The organism is Streptomyces sp. NPDC088157, assembly GCF_044741545.1.
GTDB lineage: Bacteria > Actinomycetota > Actinomycetes > Streptomycetales > Streptomycetaceae > Streptomyces.
Genome location: NZ_JBIUSU010000006.1, coordinates 658,675 through 675,322, shown reverse-complemented (window position 1 = coordinate 675,322; position 16,648 = coordinate 658,675). Strand labels below are relative to the sequence as shown.

Below are 16,648 nucleotides of genomic sequence, written 5' to 3'. Positions count from 1 at the left end.
CGGTCCGAGGAGGGAGCCACCGATGATTCTGCTCCGTCGCCTGCTGGGTGACGTGCTGCGTCGGCAGCGCCAGCGCCAGGGCCGTACTCTGCGCGAAGTCTCCTCGTCCGCCCGAGTCTCACTCGGCTATCTCTCCGAGGTGGAGCGGGGGCAGAAGGAGGCTTCCTCCGAGCTGCTCTCCGCCATCTGCGACGCGCTGGACGTACGGATGTCCGAGCTCATGCGGGAAGTGAGCGACGAGCTCGCTCTCGCCGAGCTGGCTCAGTCTGCTGCCGCCACCCCCAGGGAGCCTGTACCGACGTCGGTTCGTCCGATGCTGGGTTCCGTATCGGTGACCGGTGTGCCACCGGAGCGGGTGACCATCAAGGCGCCCGCCGAGGCGGTGGACGTGGTCGCCGCGTGACATTCGCGGGCGTGCGACGCGTGGGCGTGTGACGCGAAGCAGGCACGTGGACAGGTACGACAGGCAAGTGTGAGGCCCCGGCCGGGGTTTCTCCGGGAAGACCCGGAGAGGGTGCGGTCGGGGTTTTTCGCGTCTGCCGTCCGTCCGTCGTCCGTTTGCCGGTGCCGGGTGCTGAGGTCATCGTGGAGGGGCACGACGGGGGCCGATCACCGGAGGTACGGATGTACGTCGTGAAGAGTCCCCTGTCCGATGCCGATCTGAAGACCGTCTCGGAGGCGTTGCAAGGCGCCCTCGTCGATCTGGTCGATCTGTCGCTCGTCGCCAAGCAGGTCCACTGGAATGTCGTCGGGCCCCGCTTCCGGTCCGTCCACCTCCAGCTCGACGAGGTCGTGGACGTCGCCCGCGCCCACTCCGACACCGTGGCGGAGCGTGCCTCGGCGCTGGGCGTCTCGCCGGACGGACGTGCGGCGACGGTGGCGGCCGGCAGCAGCATCGGCGCGGTGTCGGCGGGCTGGATCAAGGACTCGGACGCGGTGGGGGCCCTGGTCGCCGCTCTGGGCGCGGTCATCACCCGGATGCGGGAACGGGTGGGGGCCACGGGGGACGCGGATCCTGTGAGCCAGGACATCTTCATCGGCATCACCGCCGACCTCGAGAAGCATCACTGGATGTTCCAGGCGGAGAACGCGTGAGACGGGGGCGCGGCTCCGGGGATGCGCCGGTGTGCCGCCCGCGCGCCCTGCCGGGGGCGGGGACGGACGTCTAGCGTCGGCCTCTCCGGAGACGGGTGAGGTTTCCGGGGTGTCAGGGTTTCTGGGTGCCATGAGGCTCGGGCTGGAGGTGACGGCCATGGCGGGGCGAATAGTGGGGCAGGGGGCTGTGCTGGGTGTCGGCCTGGCGCTGGGCGCCGTCTGGTGGTGGGCCGTGGTCAGACTCGTCGTGGTGCCCGACGCCGGGGTGCTGGAGGGAGCGGTCGCGGCCGGAGGGTGGGGGCTGAGCCTGCTGCCGGTGCACTGCGTGGCCAAGGCGCGTGCGGTGGGAGCGGTCCGGGAGGGGCGATGGAGGGCTGCCTGGCGTGGGGGCGGGAGGAACGGGACGAGCGGGACAGACGGTGGTTCGAGCGCGGGGAGCACGGGCGGGGGCGGGGCTGCGGGGGAGGTCGCGGGTTGAGTGTCGGAGTGCGTGGGGGGGGGAGGGGGGGGAGGGGCGGCCCGCCGGACACCCTGACGGGTCGGCGGGTCGGCGGGCCGGCGGGCCGGGGGGCCGGCGGGTCAGAGGGTGCGCTTTGGCTTTGAGGGTGTGCTGTGAGCTCTGAGCGGCCGGTGCGGCGGGGCGGGGCGAGTGTGGGGTGCGAGGTGTGCGGTTGTGGGGTGACTTTTGGGCGGGGAAAGGGCTGGGCCGTCCAGGTGGTCGTGTGGCTTGCGTCTACCAGGGCATCGCCACTCCGCCGTTCGGGCGGAGGATCTGGCCGGTGGTGAACGCCGACGCGTCCGAGGCCAGGTGGAGCACGGCGTGGGCGATCTCCTCGGGCTCGCCGACCCGGCCCAGGGGCGACATGCGGGCCATGAGCGCCTCGGTGTGCGCCTGTGCGCCGGCGTCGTGGCGGTCGGTCATGGGCGTGCGGATCCAGCCCGGGGCCACGGCGTTGACGCGAATGCCGTGCCGGCCGACCTCCGTCGCGAGCGTCTTCGTCAACTGGACCACGGCCGCCTTGGCGACTCCGTAGCAGAGCAGGCCCGGGCCACCGGTGTCCACGGCGCCGGATGCCATGGTGATGATGCTGCCCCCGGTGTCGCGCGCGAGCATCAGACGGGCCGCCTCCTGGCAGGCGTACAGCACCCCCTTGAAGTTGACGGCCAGGACCCGGTCGAGGTCCTCGTCCCTGGTCTCCAGGACCGGGCTGCTGTGCATGATCCCGGCGACGGCGGCCATGACGTCCAGCCGCTCGCAGGACTCGACGGCCTGCCGGACCTGGACGCGGTCGGTGACGTCGAGGTGGTGGGTGTGCGCCGCACCGCCCAGGTCCTTGATCAGCGTCGCCGTTTCGTGCAGACCCTGTGCGTCGCGGTCGGCGCCGTGCACGGTCGCCCCCGCCTGAGCGAGCAGTACGGCGCAGGCGCGTCCGATTCCGCTCGCGGCACCGGTGACGAACGCGGTGCGTCCGGTGAGGTCGTACGCCTTTACGGCCATGTGAGGACGGTACGAGCATTTCTGACGGTCCGTCAATTGTGGCGGCGGTTCCGGGATCCGGTGCTGCCCCCGCATGGTTCGGGATCCGGCGCTGCCCTCGCAACGGGGTTGCGGGGGTGGGGTGTTGCAGGCAGTCACCGGGTGGTGCGTGGGCGGAGGCGGCGCGTCGGCGGGGAGCCCGGTGCCGGTGCGGGGCCGGTCTGGCAGTTGGGGCACCAATAGGTCGGGCGCTCGCGTGAGCCGTCGCCCTGGTCGGCCACCCGGACCTGCGTTCCGCAGCGCAGGCAGGGGCGGGGCGCGCGGCCGTAGACGAACAGGTCCTGGCCGCGGCGGCCCGTCGTGCTGCGCACAGGGCGGTCGCGGTTGACCTCCAGGAGCTTCTTCGCGAGGGCGGGCAACTTCCCGGCGCGGTCGGCGGGGAGCGCGCCGACGGGGAGCCACGGGGTCGCGCCCAGAAGGAAGCAGAGTTCGCACTTGTAGACATTGCCGATGCCGGCGAGGTTGCGCTGGTCGAGGAGAGCCTCGCCGAGGGAACGGGCGGGGTCGCCGAGGAGGTTGGCGAGGGCTCGCTCGGGGTTCCAGTCGGGACCCAGCAGGTCGGGCCCGAGGTGGCCGACGGCTCGTTGTTCGTCGGCTGTGCGCAACAGCTCCAGAACGGGGAGGCGGTAACCGACGGCGGTGCGGTCGTGGGTGCCGAGGACGACCCGGATCTGGTGTGCCGGGCCGCCGGTCCAGCGCTGGTCGTTCGCGAACACCTTCCAGGAGCCGTCCATGCGCAGGTGCGAGTGGAGCGTCAGCCCGCCCTCGACGCGGGTGAGGAGGTGCTTGCCACGCGGAGTGACGTCCAGGACGGTGCGGCCGGTGAGGTCGGCGGTGGCGTACTTGGGGACCCGGAGATCCGAACGGATCAGCACCTTGCCGGCGAGGGCGTCATGCAGTCGCCTCGCGGCTTGCCAGACCGTGTCACCTTCGGGCATGGGTCAAGGGTGGCATGCGGGTCGCCGCGGGCGGGATGTGGCGGGCGGGCGGGCGGGCGGGTGGTGGTCACGCGCGCAGGCGCAGGCCGCGTGGGGTGGCAATGAAGCCCGCTCCTTCCAGGAGGCTGCCGATCGGGGAGGTGAGTGCCGAGGCGCCGTTGACGCGCTCCACCGTGACGGTGCCGAGGGAGCCCGCGCGCGCGGCCTCCGCGAGGGCCTCGGCGGCGGTGTGCAGGCGGGGGTCGTCGGTGGGGGCGCCCTCGCCGTCCGGGGTGGAGGGCCAGGCCAGGAGGGTCTTGCCGCCGCGCTCCATGTAGAGCGTGAGTTCGCCGTCCACGAGCACCACCAGGGAGCCGGCCTTGCGGCCCGGCTTGTGCCCGGCGCCGGTCGGCGGCTCGGGCCAGCCCAGGGCGGCGCCGTACGCGTTCGCCGGGTCGGCGGCGGCGAGGACGACGGCGCGTGAGGCGGCGGATGTGGTGCCGAAGCGGTTGCGGTTCTGCGGGCGCCGGGTTTCGTGGTGGCCGGGGAAGCCCTGGCCGTTCGGCATGCCCGCGCCGCCGTTCGGGAAGCCCGAGGAGTTCGGGAACCCGCTGCCCCCTCGCGGGCCGCCCGCGCCCGGGGAGGCGAAGTCCAGGGGGGATACGTACTCGTCCCGCGAGGCGGGGGCTGCCGGGGCGTCGAAGGGGGAGGGCGGGAGGGCGTCGAGGCCGGGGGCGTCCCAGGTGTCCTCGGACGGGAAGCCGTCGGAGAAGGGGAAGCCGTCCGAGGGGCTCGTCGCCTGATTCGGGCCGGGCAGCGGCTCACCGCGGTCGCGGGCGTTGGCCACGGCGCGCAGTCGGTCCACGGCGCCGTCCATGGCGAACTGCGCCGCGCCGAGGCCTTCGACCACATACCCGCGACGGGCCTGACCGCTCTCCTCGAAGACGGACAGAATGCGGTACGTCGCCGAGAAGCCGCCTTCGACGCCCTCGGCGGCGACCGCGCCCCGGGTCACCACGCCGTGCCGGTCGAGGAGGGTACGGGCGAGGGCGTGGGCGCGGACCGTGGGGTCGGACTCGTGGGCCGGCAGGAGCGACCAGCGTCCGGCGACGGTCGGGGGGCCGCTGCGGGAGGCGGGGCGGGCCGCTGTCGTCAGCGAGCCGTAGCGGCCGCGCGGGACCGTGCGCTTGGCGCGATGGGCCGTGGAACCGGCCGTGCGCCCCGAGCCCAGCAGCGCCCGTAGGGGGCTGAGCGTGTCGTTGGTGAGCCGGCCGGACCAGGCCAGATCCCAGACGACGTCGGCGAGTTGTGGGTCGGTGGCGTCGGGGTGCGTGGTGGCGCGGACCTGATCGGCGATCTGGCGGAAGAACAGCCCGTAGCCACCGGAGAGGGCGTCCAGGACCGACTGGTGCAGTGCTGCCAGCTCCAGAGGGTGAGGAGGCGGCAGGAGCAGGGGCGCCGCGTCCGCCACGTACAGGGAGATCCAGCCGTCCTTGCCGGGGAGGGCTCCGGCTCCGGCCCAGACGACCTCTCCGGCCGCGGTGAGTTCGTCGAGCATCGCCGGGGCGTAGTCCCTCACGCGCGACGGCAGGACGAGCCTCTCCAGGGCCGAGGCGGGTACCGAGGCGCCCTGGAGCTGCTCGAGCGCGCGCACCAGGCCGTCGGTGCCGCGCAGGGAGTGGCCCTTGCCGATGTGCTGCCACTGGGGCAGGAACTGCGCGAGCGCGGGCGGCGAAACCGGTTCCACTTCGTGCCGAAGGGCGGCCAGGGAGCGGCGGCGCAGCCTGCGCAGGACCGTTGCGTCACACCACTCCTGGCCGATGCCGGCGGGGTGGAACTCGCCCTGGACGACGCGACCGCCGGCCGCGAGCCGTTGGAGGGCGCCCTCGGTCACCGCCACGCCGAGGCCGAAGCGGGTGGCCGCGCCGGCGGAGGTGAACGGACCGTGGGTGCGGGCGTGGCGCGCGAGGAGGTCGCCGAGCGGGTCCTTGACCGGCTCGGTGAAGGCTTCCGGCACGCCCACCGGCAGCGCCGTGCCGAGGGCGTCGCGCAGGCGGCCCGCGTCCTCGATCGCGGCCCAGTGCTCGGCGCCGGCGATACGGACCCGGATGGCGCGGCGGGCGGCGCCCAGCTCCTGCGCCCAGTGCGGTTCGGCGCCGCGCTCGGCCAGCTCGGCGTCGGTGAGCGGGCCCAGGAGACGCAGGAGGTCCGCGACACCTTCGGGGTCCTTCACCCGGCGGTCCTCGGTGAGCCACTGGAGTTCCCGTTCCAGTTCCGTGAGGACCTCGGCGTCGAGCAGTTCGCGCAGTTCCGCCTGGCCGAGCAGTTCGGCGAGCAGGCGTGAGTCCAGGGAGAGGGCGGCGGCGCGGCGCTCGGCGAGCGGGGAGTCACCTTCGTAGAGGAACTGGGCGACGTAGCCGAAGAGCAGGGAGCGGGCGAAGGGGGACGGCTCCGGTGTGGTGACCTCGACCAGGCGCACCTTCCGAGCCTCCAGGTCGCCCATCAGCTCCACGAGTCCGGGGACGTCGAAGACATCCTGGAGGCACTCGCGGACCGCTTCGAGGACGATCGGGAACGAGCCGAACTCGCTCGCCACCTGGAGCAGTTGGGCGGCGCGCTGGCGCTGCTGCCACAGCGGGGTGCGCTTGCCGGGGCTGCGCCGCGGCAGCAGCAGCGCGCGGGCGGCACACTCGCGGAAGCGGGCCGCGAACAGGGCTGAACCGCCGACCTGATCGGTGACGATCTGGTCGACCTCGCCCTTGTCGAAGACCACGTCCGCCGCGCCGACCGGCGCCTCTTCGGCGTCGGTCGCCGTATGGAAGGGGGTGCCGCCCTTCGTCGGTTCCCGGTCGAGCAGGTCCAGGCTCATCAGGTCGGCGTCCGGCAGACGCAGAACGATGCCGTCGTCGGCGTGCATGACCTGCGCGTCCATGCCGTACCGCTCGGAGAGCTTGGCGCCCAGGGCGAGGGCCCAGGGGGCGTGGACCTGGGCGCCGAAGGGGGAGTGGACGACGACCCGCCAGTCACCCAGCTCGTCCCGGAAGCGCTCCACGACGATCGTGCGGTCGTCCGGGACATGTCCGCAGGCCTGCCGCTGCTCGTCCAGGTAGGAGAGCACGTTGTCGGCCGCCCAGGCGTCCAGCCCCGCCGTGAGCAGCCGGAGCCGGGCGTCGTCCTTGGACAGGGAGCCGACCTCGCGCAGGAACGCGCCCACTGCGCGGCCCAGCTCCAGCGGGCGGCCCAGCTGGTCGCCCTTCCAGAACGGCAGGCGGCCCGGGACGCCGGGAGCCGGGGAGACCAGGACGCGGTCGCGGGTGATGTCCTCGATGCGCCAGGAGCTGGTGCCGAGGGTGAAGACATCGCCCACGCGGGACTCGTAGACCATCTCCTCGTCGAGCTCGCCGACCCGGCCCCCGCCCTTCTTGGGGTCGGAGCCCGCCAGGAAGACGCCGAACAGGCCCCGGTCGGGGATCGTGCCGCCGGAGGTGACGGCCAGGCGCTGGGCTCCGGGACGGCCGGTGACCGTGCCGGCGACGCGGTCCCACACCACGCGCGGACGAAGCTCGGCGAACGCGTCGGACGGGTAGCGGCCGGCCAGCATGTCCAGGACCGCGGTGAACGCGGACTCCGGGAGTGACGCGAACGGGGCGGCACGGCGGACCGTGGTCAGCAGGTCGTCGACCTGCCAGGTGTCGAGCGCGGTCATGGCGACGAGCTGCTGCGCCAGGACGTCCAAGGGGTTGGCGGGGACCTTCAGGGACTCGATCGAGCCCGTGCGCATCCGCTCGGTGACCACCGCCGCCTGGACGAGGTCACCGCGGTACTTCGGGAAGACCACACCGGTGGACACGGCGCCCACCTGGTGTCCCGCGCGGCCGACGCGCTGGAGGCCCGAGGCCACCGAGGGCGGGGACTCGACCTGGACGACGAGATCCACCGCCCCCATGTCGATGCCGAGCTCGAGGCTCGAGGTCGCCACGACGGCGGGCAGTCGGCCCGCCTTGAGGTCCTCCTCCACGAGCGCGCGCTGTTCCTTCGAGACCGAGCCGTGGTGGGCGCGCGCGATGACATGCGGGGCGCCTTGGGTCGCGCCCGAGCCGCCCATGAGCTGAGCGGGGGAGTGGTGCTCGTCCAGCGGCTCGCCGGTGGCCCGCTCGTAGGCGATCTCGTTGAGCCGGTTGCACAGGCGTTCGGCGAGCCGGCGCGAATTGGCGAACACGATCGTGGAGCGGTGGGCCTGGACGAGGTCGGTGATGCGCTCCTCGACATGCGGCCAGATCGACGGACGCTCCGCCCCTTCGGAGCCGTCGGCGACCGGGGAGCCGCCCAGCTCACCCAGGTCCTCCACGGGGACGACGACCGAGAGGTCGAACTCCTTGTCGGACTTCGGCTGGACGATCTCCACCTTGCGCTGCGGGGAGAGGTAACGCGCCACCTCGTCGACCGGGCGGACCGTGGCCGAGAGGCCGATGCGGCGGGCCGGCTTCGGCAGTAGTTCGTCCAGCCGCTCCAGGGAGAGCGCCAGATGTGCGCCGCGCTTGGTGCCCGCCACCGCGTGCACCTCGTCCAGGATCACCGTCTCGATGCCCGTCAGCGCGTCGCGCGCGGCCGACGTCAGCATCAGGAACAGGGACTCGGGCGTCGTGATCAGGATGTCCGGAGGGCGCGTGGACAGGGCGCGGCGCTCGGCGGGCGGGGTGTCGCCGGAGCGGATGCCGACCCTGACCTCCGGCTCGGGTCGGCCGAGACGCACGGATTCCTGGCGGATGCCGGTCAGGGGGCTGCGCAGGTTGCGCTCCACGTCGACCGCGAGGGCCTTGAGGGGGGAGACGTAGAGGACTCGGCAGCGCTTCTTCGGGTCGGCGGGTGGAGGTGTCGAGGCGAGCTGGTCCAGGGCGGCGAGGAAGGCGGCCAGCGTCTTTCCGGAACCGGTCGGGGCCACCACCAGCACGTCCGAGCCCTCGCCGATGGCCTGCCACGCGCCCGCCTGGGCCGCGGTGGGCGCGGAGAACGCCCCCGTGAACCAGCCGCGGGTCGCGGGGGAGAAGCCGTCGAGGGCTCGGTGTGCGGAACTGACCATGCGTCCATCCTGCACCCGGCCACTGACAATTGCTCTGACCTGCGGTGATGTCGAGCCTTCCGCGCCCGGTCCGGTCGGCGTCCGTCGAGCGGCAGGGGACGGGGCGGGATGGGACGGGGCGAAGCCGGGGGCGGGAGCCGGGTGGGAGGGGGTGGGAGTGGAGGTCGGGAGTGGGAGGGCCGGCGGCGCGTCGCGGAGAATGGGTATGTGGTGAATTCGGGTTCGGGTGAGCTGGCGCGGCACTGGCGGTACGCCGAGCTGCCCGGCGTCGATCTGCTGCGAGCCCGGTATGTCCGCAAGACCTTCGTGCGCCACACCCACGAGCATTTCGTGATCGCCGCCATCGCCGAGGGCGTGGAGGTCTTCCACCACCGTGGCGCCGATCAGTATGCGGGGGCCGGGGCGCTCGCGCTGGTCAACCCGGACACCCCGCACACCGGGCGGGCCGGGGTGCCGGAGGGATGGCGCTACGGTGCCGTGTATCCGTCGCCCGACGTGGTGGCAGGGATCGCGGCCGAGACGACCACCCTGCGCGGCACTCCCGGGTTCGCCAGTCCGGTGCTGCACGATCCGTACGCCGTCGGCCTGGTGCATCAAGTCCTCCGAGCCGCTGAGGAGGGCAATGGGCTGGCCGCCGACACGCTGCTGCGGGTGGCCGTGACGCGGCTGCTGCGGCTCAACGGTGGACCGCTGCCGCGGCGGGAGGTGCGGTCGGCGGGGGAGCGGATCGCCGCACGCGCGCGTGCCGTGCTGGAGGACCGACTGGCCGATCCGCCGACCCTGGAGCAGCTGGCCGGAGATCTGGGGACCAGCTCGTTCGCGCTGCTGCGGGCTTTCCGGGACGTGTACGGGCTGCCGCCCCACGCCTGGCTCACCGACGCCCGCGTGCGGCGGGCGCGGCGGCTGCTGGACGCGGGGACCGCCCCCGCAGAGGCCGCCATCGCCGTGGGGTTCACCGACCAGCCGCACCTCAACCGCCACTTCGCCCGGATCGTCGGAGTCCCTCCGGGGGCCTACCAGCGCGAGCGCAAGAACGTACAAGACCCGCGCGGAGGGCTGCTACTACCGTCGTGGGCGTGGCAGAACAGACAGCTCTCACAGACATACGGCCCGACGGCGGGGGACGGCCCGACGCCGCCGTCGTACGGGACGCCCTCGGCGTCGGAGTCGCCGTAGGACTCTCAGGGTTCGCCTTCGGGGTGACCTCGGCGGGCAGCGGGCTCTCGGTGTGGCAGACCTGCGCGCTCAGCCTCCTCGTGTTCACGGGCGCGTCCCAGTTCGCGCTCGTCGGGGCGCTGGCGGCGGGTGGCAATCCCCTCACGGCGGCCGCGGGCGCCTTCTTCCTGGGCGTCCGCAACGCCTTCTACGGCCTGCGCCTGTCGCAGTCGCTGGCACTCCCGCGCACGGTGCGCCCGTTCGCCGCCCAATGGGTCATCGACGAGACGGCTGCGGTCTCGCTTGCCCAGCCCGGGCGGCGCGCCGCGCGCCTCGGCTTCGCCGTCACCGGGCTGACCCTGTATCTGCTGTGGAACGTCACCACGCTGCTGGGCGCCCTGGGCGCCGAGGCCATCGGGGACACGGACACGTGGGGGCTGGACGCGGCCGGGCCCGCCGTCTTCCTGGCGCTGCTCGCGCCCATGCTGAAGACCACCGCCGAGCGGGCCGTCGCCGGACTCGCGGTGCTCCTGGGGCTCGGCCTGCTGCCCGTGCTGCCCGCCGGAGTGCCTGTGCTGACGGCCGCGCTCGCCGCGCCGGCCGTCCTGTACCTCGAGGGCCGGCGCCGGGCCGGCCGTGCCGGACAGGTCGCTCAGGCCGACACGGAAGAGGAGGGACGTTGAACACCTGGATCGCGATCGGTGCGACCGCTGTCGGCTGCTATCTGGTCAAGCTCGCCGGCCTCCTCGTCCCCGCCGGTCTTCTCGAGCGGCCCCTCGTCAGGCGGTTCGCGGCCCTGCTCCCCGTCGCCCTGCTCGCCGCCCTCACCGCCCAGCAGACCTTCGCGGACGGCCAGGCACTGGTGCTGGACGCGAGGGCCGCGGGGCTGGCCGCGGCCTTCGTCGCCCTCATGCTGCGGGCTCCCTTCCTGCTGGTCGTCGCGGCGGCCGTGGTGGTGACGGCGGGGGTGCGGGCCATGGGTGGGTGACGGTGGAGGAGGGCGCGTGCAGGCCGTCGGTGAGTGCCGGGGGGCGGGGCCGGGATCAGCCGATCGCGCGACCGTGGGCCCTGAGGGTGCGCAGGGCCTCGATCGTCACCATGGGGCGTGCTTCCAGGGCGGTGCCGGGTGCCCAGCGGCGCCATCGGACCGGCCAGCCGCCGTCCTTCTGCTGATCGTCGGCGAGGTGGTCCAAGGAGCGTGCCATCTCGTCGTCGGTGAACCACGCCCGCGCGAGGGAGTGCGGTGTCCGCGCGAAGTCGTACGGGAAGTGATGCTCGCCTGGGGCGTAGCCGGGCGCGACCGGATACGTGTCCAGGTGGTCCGGATCCAGTACGGCGAGCCGGTGCGCGCGCACCAGGCGGCCGAGACGGTCGGCGGCCGCCTCCGCGCGCGGGCGGTCGACGGCGGAGTCCAGGAAGGCCACGGCGGCCTCGATCTCGTACGGATGGGAGCGCTCCAGGGAGTCCACCGCCTGCCAGCAGAAGTCCGTGGCCCTGAACAGCCAGGCGTGCCACACCTCGTTGCGATGCAAGAGGCCCACCACCGGCCCGGTGGACAGGAGTTCGCTGGGCGGGTCGTCCACGATCGGAATGAACGGGGCCGCCGGGTACCCGCGCTGGCTGGGGTGGATCACCGGCAGCGCGCCGTCGCCCGTGGAGACCGAGGTCAGGTAGCGGCACACCTGCTCCACGCGCCGCCCGCCGAGGCGCCCGATGGCGTCCAGGACGCGCAGTGCGCGCGCGGTGTGCAGGGGCTGGCTCACGGGGCCGCGCAGATCGGGCTCCAGGGCATGGCCGTATCCGCCGTCCTCATTGCGGTAGGCGTCGAGGGCGGTCTCGACGGGGTCGGCGGCGCCGTGCAGGAAGTCGTGCGCGAAGACGCGCTGCTCCAGCACGCGCGCGGTGAGCCAGACGAAGTGCTCGGCGCGGAAGAGCGGAGAGCGCGACGGGGGCGTCGGGGGGAGTGGGGATGCTCCGGTTTCGGCCATGCGTCAGACCGTAGGGCGGAAAGCGGTCTCGGCAGGCGGTCCCGGCGAGTGGCACCCCCGCGCGCGGGATACTGGTGTCATGCGGTTGACGGTCTTCTGGCAGCGAATGGACGAGCACTTCGGCACGGGGTACGCCGAGACCTTCGCGCGCGATCACGTGATGGCGGAACTCGGCGGACGCACGGTGCACGAGGCGCTGGCGGACGGCTGGGAGGCCAAGGACGTGTGGCGCGTGGTGTGCGCGGTGATGAACGTTCCACAGCAGATGCGCTGACCCGTCACGAAGATCGCAGGCGGCTGTCCGATTGTCGGTGCCGTAGGCGAGACTTGGTCCGTGGCCCCCACTGACGAGACCGGGCAGACCGCCCGGCACGCATCCGCGCCCGGCGCGACGCCGCCCACCGCGCCGCCCCCGGCCGACGGCGGTGCCGAGCAGGGCGCACGCATGCCGCGCTGGCTTCCGCGTGCCATGGTGCTCGCGCTCGCTCTGATCGGTGCCTTCCAACTGGGCACCTGGGCCTTCCACCAGCTCATCGGCCTGCTGCTCAACATCCTGATCGCGTTCTTCCTGGCCCTCGCCATAGAGCCGGCGGTCAGTCGGATGGCCGCCCGCGGCATGCGCAGGGGGCTCGCCACCTTTCTGGTCTTCTTCGGTCTGCTGATCGTGGTGGCCGGCTTCTTCACGCTGCTCGGCTCGATGCTCGCGGGTCAGATCATCAAGATGATCGAGGGCTTCCCGGAGTACCTCGACTCCGTGATCAACTGGGTCAACACGACGTTCCACACCGAACTCAGGCGGGTGGACATCCAGGAGGGGCTGCTCCATTCCGACTGGCTGAGGAAGTACGCGCAGAACAGCGCCGCCGGGGTCCTGGACGTCTCGACGCAGGTTCTCGGCGGTCTCTTCCAGCTGCTGACCATCGGCCTGTTCTCGTTCTACTTCGCCGCCGACGGACCGCGACTGCGCCGTGGGCTGTGCTCCGTGCTGCCGCCGGCCAGGCAGGCCGAGGTGCTGCGGGCGTGGGAGATCGCCGTCGACAAGACCGGCGGCTATCTGTACTCGCGCGGGCTGATGGCGTTGATCTCCGGTGTCGCGCACTACGTCCTGCTCGAGGCTCTCGGCATCCCGTACGCGCCCGTGCTCGCCGTCTGGGTGGGTGTGGTGTCGCAGTTCATCCCCACCATCGGCACCTATCTCGCGGGCGCCCTGCCCATGCTGATCGCCTTCACGGTGTCGCCCCTGTACGCACTGTGGGTGCTCATCTTCGTCGTGGTCTATCAGCAGTTCGAGAACTACATGCTTCAGCCGAAGCTGACCTCGAAGACCGTCGACATCCACCCCGCCGTCGCCTTCGGCTCCGTCATCGCGGGCACCGCCCTCCTCGGCGCCGTCGGCGCGCTGATCTCCATCCCGGCGGTCGCGACGCTCCAGGCGTTCCTGGGCGCCTACGTGAAGCGTTACGACGTCACGGACGACCCCCGTGTCCATGGACACCGAGGACGCGGGGAGGGGCCTGGACCCCTCACGCGTGCGAGGGACCTGTGGGGGCGGGTGCGGGACCGGCGGGGCGGATCGCGAGAGGGGTCCGACCGAGACTGAGGGCGAGCGGACGTCAGTACCTGAGGCCCGCCCACACTCCGGCCGCAGTGACCGCGGCCGCGTAACACCACACCGCCGCGGCCACGATCCGCCACCGCACGGTCTCGCTCCAGGGTGTGCGGGACAGCAGCCAGGCCAGGGCGGGCAGTACCAGGACGGCGTGCAGACTCACCCCGTGCAGAGGCTTGGGCGAGGCCGTCGAGTGGTAGGCCGCCTCCTGGTGTCCGGTGCGGGTGAGCACGACACCGCGCGCGATCATGGCCGCGCCCGAGGCGAGCGCGACGAGCAGGACCGCGAAACCGGAGCGCACCGCCAGGGCCATCCCGGCCGGGCCCGTCGGCGGGTGCCGGAAGGACGCCACGGCGAACACGGTGAGCAGCACCACGAGCACCCCGCCGCCGACCGCGAGCGTCAGGGAGACCGCCGTGTCGAAGGGCGTCTCCACGTCCAGGTGCGAGGGCACTCCCCGCCACGCCTGGAGGGTGATGCCCCCGACCTCGACGACACAGTCGGCGGTGAAGACCCCTGGCAGCGCGGTACGCAGGTGTGGTCCGACACGCACGTACGGAGTGACCCTGACGATCGCGAGAAGCGTCACCCCGAAGGAGAGTCCGAAGGTCACCGGCTTGCGCCAGGACACGGGCCCGTTCCAGGGGCCGCCGTCGACGGCGAACACCGCGAGGTGGACGAGTCCGGAGAGGATCAGCAGGAACGCCGTCGCCTCATAGAGGCGGTACGGACGGTACGGACGGTACGGACGGGACGGGCGGTACCGGCTGTCGGGGGCGCAGGGTTTGCGAGGGTCGCCGGGGTCGCCGGGGTCGCCGGAGTGGGGGCCGGATGCCTCGGTCCCGCCCTGCCGCGGGCCGGTCCGGTCTTCCGCTCGTCCATGCACCGAGCGTCTCGGTCGCGGCGTACGCCGTCGTGGTACGTCCGAAGACACCCGCCGTACGCCCGGGGAAGCAGCCGCGAGCACGGCGGGACGGGGCCGCGCGAGGGGCGGATCCGGGGCGTTGTCCGCCCGTGAACGTAGCCTCGGAAGTGCCGCATGGTGCGCTTGACACGAAAATCGAACATCCATTCTTATGGAGGCTCCGGTAAGACTCTGGTCGGGCGTTCCGTCCTGTTTTGGATGGAGAAGCACCCGAGTTATCCACAGGCCGGACCGGCGTCGGGGCGCATTGTCAGTGGCAGGCGTTAGCGTCTTTGACGTGAAGCGATCGACTCAAGCAAACCGGGTGGAACCCATGGCAGGAACCGACCGCGAGAAGGCATTGGATGCCGCACTCGCACAGATTGAACGGCAGTTCGGCAAGGGCGCCGTGATGCGTCTCGGCGAGCGGCCGAACGAGCCCATCGAGGTCATCCCCACCGGGTCGACCGCACTCGACGTCGCCCTCGGTGTCGGCGGTCTGCCGCGTGGCCGCGTGGTCGAGGTGTACGGCCCGGAGTCCTCCGGTAAGACGACGCTGACGCTGCATGCCGTGGCGAACGCGCAGAAGGCCGGGGGCCAGGTCGCCTTCGTGGACGCGGAGCACGCCCTCGACCCCGAGTACGCGAAGAAGCTCGGCGTCGACATCGACAACCTGATCCTCTCGCAGCCGGACAACGGCGAGCAGGCCCTCGAGATCGTGGACATGCTGGTCCGCTCCGGAGCCCTCGACCTCATCGTCATCGACTCCGTCGCCGCGCTCGTCCCGCGCGCGGAGATCGAGGGCGAGATGGGCGACAGTCACGTCGGCCTCCAGGCCCGTCTGATGAGCCAGGCGCTGCGGAAGATCACCAGCGCGCTCAACCAGTCCAAGACCACCGCGATCTTCATCAACCAGCTCCGCGAGAAGATCGGTGTGATGTTCGGCTCCCCGGAGACCACGACCGGTGGCCGGGCGCTGAAGTTCTACGCCTCGGTGCGACTCGACATCCGTCGTATCGAGACCCTCAAGGACGGCACGGACGCGGTCGGCAACCGCACCCGCGTCAAGGTCGTCAAGAACAAGGTCGCGCCGCCCTTCAAGCAGGCCGAGTTCGACATCCTCTACGGGCAGGGCATCAGCCGCGAGGGCGGTCTGATCGACATGGGCGTGGAGAACGGCTTCGTCCGCAAGGCCGGCGCCTGGTACACGTACGAGGGCGACCAGCTGGGACAGGGCAAGGAGAACGCCCGTAACTTCCTGAAGGACAACCCCGACCTCGCCAACGAGATCGAGAAGAAGATCAAGGAGAAGCTGGGCGTCGGCGTGCGTCCCGAGGAGCCCGCCGCCGAGCCGGCCACGGCCGCCGCGGTGGCCGCGGGCACGCCCGCGGACGACGCCGCCAAGGCGGTGGCTCCCGCGGCCAAGACCGCCAAGACCAAGGCCACGGCTGCCAAGAGCTGACCGTGACGCGACGAACGGACTGGGCCGAGTACGTCTACCCCGACACCCCCCGAGAGGCGGGAGGCGGGGCCGACGGCGGCCCCGCCCAGGTCGATGACGACCGGGCGGAGAGCGGCTCGTACCGGAGTGAGGGGACGGACGGCGACGCCCGGCCCCGTGGCGGCCGGGCGCGGCGCGACGACGGAGGAGGTCCACGAGGGCGTGGGCGCCGTCGGCGCGGCTTCGGGGAACCGTCCGCCGAGGACGAAGGCGCCTCTTCCTCGTCGAGGGCCGAGCGGGGGGAGCCTTCAGGGGACCCGGCTGAGCGGGCACGGGCGATCTGCCTGCGCCTGCTCACCGGGACCCCGCGCACCCGCAAGCAACTCGCCGACGCCCTGCGTAAGCGAGAGATCCCGGACGATGTGGCGGAGGAGGTGCTCTCGCGGTTCGAGGAGGTCGGACTGATCAACGACAGCGCCTTCGCGGACGCCTGGGTGGAGTCGCGCCACCACGGCCGGGGACTCGCCCGGCGCGCGCTCGCCCAGGAGCTGCGGACCAAGGGGGTCGACCCGGCGCTGATCGGCGAAGCCGTCGCCCAGCTCGACTCCGACCAGGAAGAGGTGACGGCGCGGGAGCTCGTCGCCCGCAAGCTGCGCTCGACCCGTGGCCTCGAACGTGACAAACGGTTGCGCCGCCTCGCCGGCATGCTGGCGCGCAAGGGCTATCCCGAGGGCATGGCTCTGCGGGTGGTCCGACAGGCGCTCGAGGAGGAGGGCGAGAACACGGAGATCCTGGAGGAGGAGGGGTTCTGAACGAGGGTTCCGCACCCTCGGCGCCCTTCCCTGTTCTTTCCTCCTCCCTCCCCTTCTTCTCACGTGGCTGGGCTCAGGTGGGTGGGGACAACCCCCCACTGAGGATGCCG

15 protein-coding genes are annotated in these 16,648 nt (G+C 72.3%); 10 read left to right on the top strand and 5 right to left on the bottom strand.

All coding sequences use genetic code 11. From position 1 onward, the window contains the following. Window positions 1–22: 22 nt before the first annotated feature. From ACIPFH_RS26910 to ACIPFH_RS26900, 3 genes are all read left to right on the top strand, one after another. Window positions 23–403 carry a helix-turn-helix transcriptional regulator gene (locus tag ACIPFH_RS26910; RefSeq protein ID WP_351766100.1) on the top strand — a complete coding sequence of 127 codons (381 nt, stop codon included), beginning with the start codon at window positions 23–25 and terminating at the stop codon, window positions 401–403. 221 nt (window positions 404–624) lie between these two features. Beyond that, window positions 625–1,095, top strand: a complete 471-nt coding sequence (locus tag ACIPFH_RS26905; protein WP_401830176.1) for a Dps family protein — start codon at window positions 625–627, stop codon at window positions 1,093–1,095. Window positions 1,096–1,252: 157 nt separating this feature from the next. After that, a complete protein-coding gene (locus tag ACIPFH_RS26900; protein ID WP_401830174.1) occupies window positions 1,253–1,573 on the top strand; it encodes a hypothetical protein in 321 nt (106 codons plus the stop codon). 255 nt (window positions 1,574–1,828) lie between these two features. On the opposite strand, the gene ACIPFH_RS26895 is transcribed toward ACIPFH_RS26900, so the two are convergent. The 3 genes from ACIPFH_RS26895 to ACIPFH_RS26885 form a co-directional block, all read right to left on the bottom strand. Further along, complete coding sequence (locus ACIPFH_RS26895; protein WP_401830172.1) at window positions 1,829–2,593, bottom strand: SDR family NAD(P)-dependent oxidoreductase; 765 nt, start codon at window positions 2,591–2,593, stop codon at window positions 1,829–1,831. 134 nt (window positions 2,594–2,727) lie between these two features. Beyond that, the gene (locus ACIPFH_RS26890) at window positions 2,728–3,570 is read right to left on the bottom strand and encodes an Fpg/Nei family DNA glycosylase (RefSeq protein ID WP_401830169.1); all 843 of its coding nucleotides are present in this window, start codon (window positions 3,568–3,570) and stop codon (window positions 2,728–2,730) included. A 67-nt stretch (window positions 3,571–3,637) separates the two neighbouring features. After that, window positions 3,638–8,629: an ATP-dependent helicase gene (locus tag ACIPFH_RS26885; protein WP_401830168.1), complete on the bottom strand. Its 4,992-nt coding sequence runs from the start codon at window positions 8,627–8,629 to the stop codon at window positions 3,638–3,640. 207 nt (window positions 8,630–8,836) lie between these two features. Between ACIPFH_RS26885 and ACIPFH_RS26880 the strand changes: the two genes are divergently transcribed. The 3 genes from ACIPFH_RS26880 to ACIPFH_RS26870 are packed head-to-tail and all read left to right on the top strand — an operon-like array spanning window position 8,837 to window position 10,772. Beyond that, window positions 8,837–9,805, top strand: coding sequence for an AraC family transcriptional regulator (locus tag ACIPFH_RS26880; RefSeq protein WP_401830166.1), 969 nt, complete (start codon window positions 8,837–8,839; stop codon window positions 9,803–9,805). Then, on the top strand, window positions 9,706–10,467 hold the full coding sequence (locus ACIPFH_RS26875; RefSeq protein WP_401830163.1) for an AzlC family ABC transporter permease: 762 nt from the start codon (window positions 9,706–9,708) through the stop codon (window positions 10,465–10,467). Before ACIPFH_RS26880 ends, ACIPFH_RS26875 begins: the two co-directional genes overlap by 100 nt. Further along, complete coding sequence (locus tag ACIPFH_RS26870) at window positions 10,464–10,772, top strand: AzlD domain-containing protein (RefSeq protein ID WP_401830162.1); 309 nt, start codon at window positions 10,464–10,466, stop codon at window positions 10,770–10,772. The genes ACIPFH_RS26875 and ACIPFH_RS26870 overlap by 4 nt, the downstream gene beginning before the upstream one ends. 55 nt (window positions 10,773–10,827) lie before the next feature. Here the strand turns inward: ACIPFH_RS26870 and ACIPFH_RS26865 are convergent, their stop codons facing one another. Next, a complete protein-coding gene (locus ACIPFH_RS26865) occupies window positions 10,828–11,772 on the bottom strand; it encodes a hypothetical protein (RefSeq protein ID WP_356249656.1) in 945 nt (314 codons plus the stop codon). A 79-nt stretch (window positions 11,773–11,851) separates the two neighbouring features. On the opposite strand from ACIPFH_RS26865, the gene ACIPFH_RS26860 reads away from it, so the two are divergent. Together ACIPFH_RS26860 and ACIPFH_RS26855 are read left to right on the top strand one after the other, a co-directional pair. Continuing rightward, on the top strand, window positions 11,852–12,046 hold the full coding sequence (locus ACIPFH_RS26860; protein ID WP_356249654.1) for a DUF3046 domain-containing protein: 195 nt from the start codon (window positions 11,852–11,854) through the stop codon (window positions 12,044–12,046). 60 nt (window positions 12,047–12,106) lie between these two features. Next, the gene (locus tag ACIPFH_RS26855; protein WP_401830160.1) at window positions 12,107–13,372 is read left to right on the top strand and encodes an AI-2E family transporter; all 1,266 of its coding nucleotides are present in this window, start codon (window positions 12,107–12,109) and stop codon (window positions 13,370–13,372) included. A 13-nt stretch (window positions 13,373–13,385) separates the two neighbouring features. On the opposite strand, the gene ACIPFH_RS26850 is transcribed toward ACIPFH_RS26855, so the two are convergent. Further along, window positions 13,386–14,081 (bottom strand): hypothetical protein, encoded by a 696-nt coding sequence (locus ACIPFH_RS26850; protein WP_401830246.1) that lies wholly within the window; start codon window positions 14,079–14,081, stop codon window positions 13,386–13,388. A 538-nt stretch (window positions 14,082–14,619) separates the two neighbouring features. Here ACIPFH_RS26850 and recA point away from each other — a divergent pair. Together recA and recX are read left to right on the top strand one after the other, a co-directional pair. Then, complete coding sequence (gene recA, locus ACIPFH_RS26845; RefSeq protein ID WP_401830157.1) at window positions 14,620–15,747, top strand: recombinase RecA; 1,128 nt, start codon at window positions 14,620–14,622, stop codon at window positions 15,745–15,747. A gap of 2 nt (window positions 15,748–15,749) precedes the next feature. Then, entirely contained in the window at window positions 15,750–16,538 is a 789-nt protein-coding gene (gene recX, locus ACIPFH_RS26840) for a recombination regulator RecX (RefSeq protein WP_401830154.1), read from the top strand. The last annotated feature ends 110 nt before the right edge of the window (window positions 16,539–16,648 follow it).